Source organism: Halomonas sp. MES3-P3E, assembly GCF_002836035.1.
Classification (GTDB): domain Bacteria; phylum Pseudomonadota; class Gammaproteobacteria; order Pseudomonadales; family Halomonadaceae; genus Vreelandella; species Vreelandella arctica.
Genome location: NZ_PJBT01000068.1, coordinates 1 through 4,484 on the forward strand (window position 1 = coordinate 1; position 4,484 = coordinate 4,484).

At 49.6% G+C, this 4,484-nt stretch carries 7 protein-coding genes; 5 read left to right on the top strand and 2 right to left on the bottom strand.

Going from position 1 to position 4,484, the window contains the following annotated elements; genetic code table 11:
* Both CXF87_RS11550 and CXF87_RS11555 read left to right on the top strand, forming a co-directional pair.
* The coding region (locus CXF87_RS11550; RefSeq protein WP_101146726.1) for a HupE/UreJ family protein at window positions 1-551 on the top strand (551 nt) is incomplete at its 5' end.
* Window positions 552-567: 16 nt separating this feature from the next.
* The gene (locus CXF87_RS11555; protein WP_022522210.1) at window positions 568-1,338 is read left to right on the top strand and encodes a hypothetical protein; all 771 of its coding nucleotides are present in this window, start codon (window positions 568-570) and stop codon (window positions 1,336-1,338) included.
* Window positions 1,339-1,620: 282 nt separating this feature from the next.
* Here the strand turns inward: CXF87_RS11555 and CXF87_RS11560 are convergent, their stop codons facing one another.
* Complete coding sequence (locus CXF87_RS11560) at window positions 1,621-1,944, bottom strand: hypothetical protein (RefSeq protein WP_053856994.1); 324 nt, start codon at window positions 1,942-1,944, stop codon at window positions 1,621-1,623.
* Between the two features lie 359 nt (window positions 1,945-2,303).
* On the opposite strand from CXF87_RS11560, the gene CXF87_RS11565 reads away from it, so the two are divergent.
* Window positions 2,304-2,531, top strand: a complete 228-nt coding sequence (locus CXF87_RS11565; RefSeq protein WP_022522212.1) for a hypothetical protein — start codon at window positions 2,304-2,306, stop codon at window positions 2,529-2,531.
* Between the two features lie 206 nt (window positions 2,532-2,737).
* Here the strand turns inward: CXF87_RS11565 and CXF87_RS11570 are convergent, their stop codons facing one another.
* Window positions 2,738-3,001, bottom strand: coding sequence for a helix-turn-helix domain-containing protein (locus CXF87_RS11570; protein WP_101146727.1), 264 nt, complete (start codon window positions 2,999-3,001; stop codon window positions 2,738-2,740).
* Between the two features lie 97 nt (window positions 3,002-3,098).
* Between CXF87_RS11570 and CXF87_RS11575 the strand changes: the two genes are divergently transcribed.
* Complete coding sequence (locus CXF87_RS11575; RefSeq protein WP_022522215.1) at window positions 3,099-3,710, top strand: hypothetical protein; 612 nt, start codon at window positions 3,099-3,101, stop codon at window positions 3,708-3,710.
* Window positions 3,707-4,484: DEAD/DEAH box helicase (locus tag CXF87_RS11580; protein ID WP_198556071.1), on the top strand; the 778-nt coding region annotated here is incomplete at its 3' end. The genes CXF87_RS11575 and CXF87_RS11580, both read left to right, overlap by 4 nt.

The window sequence follows — 4,484 nt, forward strand, 5'->3', positions numbered from 1 at the left end:
GCTATCTCGGTGCCAAGCACATGGTGACGGGGTATGACCACATCCTGTTTTTGCTAGGGGTGATCTTTTTCCTCTATCGAATGCAGCATATCGCCATCTACGTCAGCCTCTTCGCCATCGGTCACTCTACGACCATGCTGCTGGGGGTGTACTTTAATATCGGCATCAATAGCTACCTCATCGATGCCATCATCGGTCTCTCCGTTGTCTACAAGGCACTCGATAACATCGGTGCTTATCAGCGCTGGTTCGGCTTTCAGCCCAATACCAAGGTGGCGACGTTGGTCTTCGGCCTGTTCCATGGCTTTGGATTGTCGAGCAAGATCATTGAGTACGATATCTCTTCTGATGGATTGGTCCCCAATCTCCTGGCGTTCAACGTTGGGGTAGAGATCGGCCAGCTACTGGCCCTAAGTGCCATCCTTATCGTGATGGGGTTCTGGCGAAGCACCAATGGCTTCTTACGCCACGCCTATACCGCTAACGTCGCCATGATGTGCGCTGGCTTTATGCTGGTCGGTTATCAGCTCACCGGCTATTTCATCGCCTAATTCAGGAGAGACCCAAATGTACAATACCGATCTTCCTACCCGTGCTGAGTTACCTTCGACGGGTAAATTACTTCGATCTACGTTGCTGGCGGCGGTAATAGCTATTGCCCTGTTGGTCACCGTGGTGCTGCCCGCAGAGTATGCCATCGACCCCACCGGCGCGGGCCGCTTGTTGGGGCTGACCGAGATGGGTGAAATCAAGGCCCAACTGGCCGAGGAGGCCGAGCTTGACCAGGCTAATGACGAAGCCGCTGCCATGCAGGCATCACAACCCACTGCACCTCAAGAATCAGCAAGTGATAACCAGCCCACGGCTGCAAACACTGCTGCTCAACAAGCATCAGATGTAGAGCCGGAGCAAGTAGCCTCCTCGGTATCTGACCAAGAGATGGTGCAGCCCGAGGCTAGCTTAGCGCTTGCTGACGCTTTGGCCGCTGAGGAGGCAGCCTCCCAGGCAACTGAAGAAGCTGCCACATGGGGCGATGAAGTGAGCTTCACCCTCACACCGGGCGAGGGCACCGAGTACAAGCTGACGATGGAAGAAGGCGCTGTCGCGACATTCGCTTGGGCTTCCGATGGGGGGCCACTTAATTTCGACACACACGGTGACGGAAATGGCAACTCGATTAGCTATGAGAAAGGACGCGGCGTGCCCGAAGATGAGGGTGAACTGGAAGCCGCGTTCACCGGTAACCACGGTTGGTTCTTTCGTAATCGCAATGATAACGACGTGACCGTGATGTTGCGTGTTGGAGGGGACTATGGGGAGCTGAATAAGGTTCTCTAAAGCAGTGGCCCCTAGCGCTCTCCTGAGCGTTAGGGGCCTTTGCCATCAGCGTCGCTACATTGATGGGGAAACCGTCTACAGAATTAGATGAGATAGTGGTCGTTGGGTTATCTGATTTAATATAATATTTAGGCATATATGCGAAATATCTGAAAGTCTTCTATTGGCCGGTTAGCGACGGTCTGATTCCTACCATCGCTATACAAACGGGACTATCCGGTATTACTCAGTGGTTACGCGTACTGAAAGCTACATAAAACGTAAAACAAGCGATAGGCCGGGTTAAGCATATCCGCCCTGGCGAATATGGGCTATGTACGCGATTACCTCGTAAGCTTTTCCTTGAGCGGCTAGTTGCTGGGCTGTCTGTCCACCGAGGGCCGAAATGGGATATGTTTGATACCATGCCCAGGCGGAGGATCGAGAGCCTGCCCAAGGTTCGATCTGGTCCAAAATAGTTTGAATTAACTTTTCTCGATCTTGCCTTTCGTTCTGGTAATCGCGGTAGCGGGCCCATACAAGGCCGGCTCCGAACATGAGTAGAGCGGAGAAAAGAATGCCGAGAGGGAGAAGTATAGCCAAAGCATCAGGCGATAAAGATGGCATGTCTAGACTCTCCTTCGGTGTTTAGGGTTCGCATTATGACTTGTTTCGTTAAGATAAAAATTTCCGAAACGAGGGTGATTATCTTTGAGACAGCCTCGTTTAAATAACGGCATCCAGGCCGACCGTAGTTGGATAATCTACGCTCGTCGCGGTTATCTATAAATTTATCATATTCAACCAGCCGTGTGGTTTTGGCCAGGTACTGCTCAAGCCACCTATTGCCCGTCTGGCGCTAGGTCGTGATTCTATCGGCTCCTTTTGGCCTTCAAGTACCACGTGCAACCTGTCGGCGATTAGCGTTAAAGTGAACCAAATCAATAAATTAAGAAAGATAAATATACTTCAGGTGGCTGGCTACGATGGCTATACGAAAAATAAGTGATTTGAACCCGGTTTTTAATGGTGAAAACGTTGTCGAATGGCAATCGCCAGCGGGTACAAGGTTTCGTTACGAGCGGGATCGCTGTGCAGTGGGTCAGGAAATGTTGCCAGGAAGCGAAGTGTACGATTGGTACGTGCTGGCTAAGAGTGATCTTAGCCATGCCAAGAGAATGGTGTTCCGATTAATTAATGAAGATGAGTTCTGAACATTACAACAAAGAGCCATTTCGTAGAGGCCGTTCGGGTCGGCGCTGAATAAGAGCAATCAATACACTAAATTGCGTTGCTCGGATGGAAGTAGATAGCTTTGTGCCTGCTTGAGTATTGTTATGCACGTTGCAGACCTACCGCAAAAATGCCACCTCAAACAACTATCGAGTCACATCTCTCATCGTAGAAACGGCTATCGTCCTTAATTAAATCGTCCCTTATTAGCCTTACGAGGGTTAGGTAAACGTATAGAAGACATCTTAGGGAGCAAGGTTATCGGCTCGCACTGTAATGTCGCTGCGATCCTATACAGCATCTCAATGGTGATGCTCACTTCTCCACGCTCTATCCTTCCCATGTAGCTACGATCAATGCCTGCTACTAATGCAAAGCGATCCTGAGAGAGGCCATTCGCTCGGCGCTTTTCCCTAATGTTTTTTCCGATAGCGACTGCCAGCTCTTCCATATCTGCCTCATTGGTCATGAGGCAGGACTATCGAGCGTTGCGGCCTATCGAGCCACGGCTTATAATCCGTATTTTCACTCCTTTGATGCCCATACCCATGTCCCGTAACCTCCCGAGCATAGATAGGCGAATCATTGAACTCTTACTGAAACCAGAAAATGTTACATTCTGCGTTCAAAGCCTCCGGGATCAGTACATTGAGCAATACGACATAAATCCAGTGCATAAAGCGCCACTGCGTCGCTTTATTTATGAGCGCGTCAGAAAGTTAATTAAGGCCCAGTTTGTAGAGAAGGATAGTGAGATAAAGAGCCGCGGCCAGAAGTACCATGTAAGCTCTATGTTGATAGAAGCTGATCTTGATACTGATGAAGATGACTTTGTCTCATGGCTACAACGTACTCATCCTCAAACATCGAATGAGTCAGTCACCCATGATGCGAGCCAGTCAAATAGCGAAGAGAATAGGCAAGCAGCAAAGGCGCCTGCCGATAGCTACACTGTATTGGAAAAAAAGTTAAATGAGGCGCAAAGCCGGTTTTTGGAATCTTTAGGGGAAGTGGAGGCCTTCCAGCAGCTTATGAGGGACCATCCGGAGCTTAATAATAGCCTTTCAATTGACTACCGCAGTGCTCACGAGCGTAGCTCACGTCTTTTAGGCCATGTCAGTGCTTTAGAAAAGGCCATAAGCCGCCTCAGTGGCTCATGATTGTATTGCGGAAGTGGCAAGCGGACTGTTTAGACAAGGCCAAAGCACACTATCAGTGCCACCGTGATTATTTCGTTCAGGCAACCCCGGGTAGCGGGAAAACGCGTCTTGCCGCCGAATTGGCCAAGTGGTTGCTTGAAGAACAGCTTATCGACTTCGTTATCTGCTTTGCCCCTACGCGGGAAGTGGTTGCAGGTATGCAGCGCACGTTTTCTGCTGTTTTAGATCAGCGTTTTGGAAACGTCATTGCATCCGCAGGAGCCGCTTATACTTACCAATCCATGGAATACCAACAGGAAGAATTTTGGGATATTTTTAAAAAATTCCGCGTATTAGCTATCTTCGACGAAATTCATCACTGCGCAGGTCATGATCCTCTCCTTAGTAACACATGGGGACAGCAGATTATTCGGAATATCCAGGATCAAGCTACTTATACCCTAGGCTTGTCTGGAACCCCTTGGCGTTCTGATGACCTTCCTATCGCGTTGGCACGGTACTCTGATCCAGAAGGGCAGCTGATCTGTGACTATCGTTATGACCTACAAAGTGCTGTGAACGAGGGCGTTTGCAGAGCCCCACGGATTACGCTGATCGATAACCCTTTAATCAGGCTCGTCGAGGAAAAAGAAAACACTGAGTCTGTTCGAGGGTTTTCATGCTTCTCTCAACTACTCAGTGAGTCACCCGTTAGCTACGAAGACCTGTTGCGCCATGTGCGTATTCCGGCGAACGTGACCGGTCATTCCGGTGATCGTGACCGATTTGCACACA

Excerpts from the sequence above, each read along its gene's own strand:
- CXF87_RS11570 (WP_101146727.1), bottom strand. The coding sequence starts at position 3,001 with ATGGAAGAGCTGGCAGTCGCTATCGGAAAAAACATTAGGGAAAAGCGC.
- CXF87_RS11555 (WP_022522210.1), top strand. The coding sequence starts at position 568 with ATGTACAATACCGATCTTCCTACCCGTGCTGAGTTACCTTCGACGGGT.
- CXF87_RS11565 (WP_022522212.1), top strand. The coding sequence starts at position 2,304 with ATGGCTATACGAAAAATAAGTGATTTGAACCCGGTTTTTAATGGTGAA.
- CXF87_RS11560 (WP_053856994.1), bottom strand. The coding sequence starts at position 1,944 with ATGCCATCTTTATCGCCTGATGCTTTGGCTATACTTCTCCCTCTCGGC.
- CXF87_RS11575 (WP_022522215.1), top strand. The coding sequence starts at position 3,099 with ATGTCCCGTAACCTCCCGAGCATAGATAGGCGAATCATTGAACTCTTA.